At 69.8% G+C, this 1,416-nt stretch carries 2 protein-coding genes; one reads left to right on the forward strand and one right to left on the reverse strand.

The window, feature by feature from the left end; genetic code table 11:
* The coding region (locus AB0M20_RS43485; protein WP_364307352.1) for a sugar-binding domain-containing protein at positions 1 to 500 on the reverse strand (500 nt) is incomplete at its 3' end.
* Between the two features lie 143 nt (positions 501 to 643).
* On the opposite strand from AB0M20_RS43485, the gene AB0M20_RS43490 reads away from it, so the two are divergent.
* Complete coding sequence (locus AB0M20_RS43490) at positions 644 to 1,315, forward strand: DUF2291 domain-containing protein (RefSeq protein WP_364307354.1); 672 nt, start codon at positions 644 to 646, stop codon at positions 1,313 to 1,315.
* The last annotated feature ends 101 nt before the right edge of the window (positions 1,316 to 1,416 follow it).

Raw genomic sequence — 1,416 nt, forward strand, 5'->3', positions numbered from 1 at the left:
GTCGCCAGGCTCTGGGCGGCGCTGGTGCCCACTCCGCCCAGGATCTGCACCACCCGCTCGGCGGCCAGGCTCGGCGCGGGATGCATGGCGTCCACCGTGGACAGAAGCGTCGCGCTCCAGGACGAGATGCCGATCCGGTCGTCGCGCGACAGCGTGGTCTCGAGGTAGACGGCGGCCGCCGCGGCGATCGCCCGGGTCACCGACCGCTCGTCGGTCAGCCCGTCGGTGTCGGCCACCACCACCTCGCCGAGGCCGTACCGCTGCTCGACCGCCTCCTCCAGCTCGGCGTGCACACCCCGCGGAGTGATCACCGCCGTGCGCACGATGCCGGCCGCGACCGCCTGCTTGAGGAGCCGGGAGACGCGGGGCTGGGAGATGTGCAGGTGCGCCGCGATCTGCGGCTGCCGCATGCCGCGCTCGTGATACATCCGGGCCACCTTGGTGAGCAGCCGGATGTGCTCCACGCCCGCGCCGAGGTGCGCGTCGACCCCTGAGCTCACCGAAGCCTCCTAATTCCGTCGCCGAAGCGTAGCCAACTGCCGAAACCGCCGACTCCCGTTCGATCTGTCGCAGACCGTTGACAGAGGCGACACCACGAGTTCACAGTAGTGGCATGTCCAGTCGCAAGTGAATGGATATTCACATGATTTTTCGACGTCGTCCCGCAGCGCTCCTCGCCGCGGTGGTGCTGGTGGCGGCCCCCGGGGCAACTCTCGCGGGCTGCGGCAAGGTGCCCGGGATCTACGTGTACGAGGCGAGCGGTACCCAGGAGGGTGGCGCGGCGCCGTTCGACCCGAAGACGTACGTCGACGGCATCTGGGCGTCCAAGGTCGTGCCGACCGTGCAGCAGAAGGCCAATGAGGTGACCACGGTATCCGCGGCGATCGCGAAGGACCCGGAGGCGGCCGGCAAGCAGTACGGCACCCGGTCCGGCACCGGCAGCCCGTACGCCTTCATGGTCAAGGGCACCGGCACCGCAACCAAGATCGACACCGACGCGCCGACCGGTCCGCTGACCGTCGAGGTGCCCGGCGCGGCGGGTGGCAAGCCGGTCACCGTCACCATCGCCACCGGGCCGGTGATCGCCGGCACGGCGCTGCGGGACGCGGTCGGCATCCAGTTCGGCGAGTTCACCAACCAGATCGACTACGCCAACGTGGCCAACGCGCTCAACAACCGGGTGAAGACCGACGTGGTCGCCAAGGCGGACGTCAAGAACCTGGTCGGCAAGAAGATCACCTTCGCCGGCGCGTTCTCCGCGCTCGTACCCGGACAGATCTTCCTGGTCCCCACCGAGCTGCAGGCCGCGTCGTGAGCGGGCGGGAGCCCGATGACGTGCTGGTCGCGCGCGGCGTCTCCAAGTCGTACGGCGGGGTGCGCGCGCTCAAGGACGTCACCTTCACCGCCTACCGCGGC

The organism is Actinoplanes sp. NPDC051633, from assembly GCF_040681735.1.
Lineage (GTDB): Bacteria > Actinomycetota > Actinomycetes > Mycobacteriales > Micromonosporaceae > Actinoplanes.

Bases quoted from the DNA above. Each gene is read 5' to 3' on its own strand.
- AB0M20_RS43490 (WP_364307354.1), top strand. From the start codon at position 644: ATGATTTTTCGACGTCGTCCCGCAGCGCTCCTCGCCGCGGTGGTGCTG.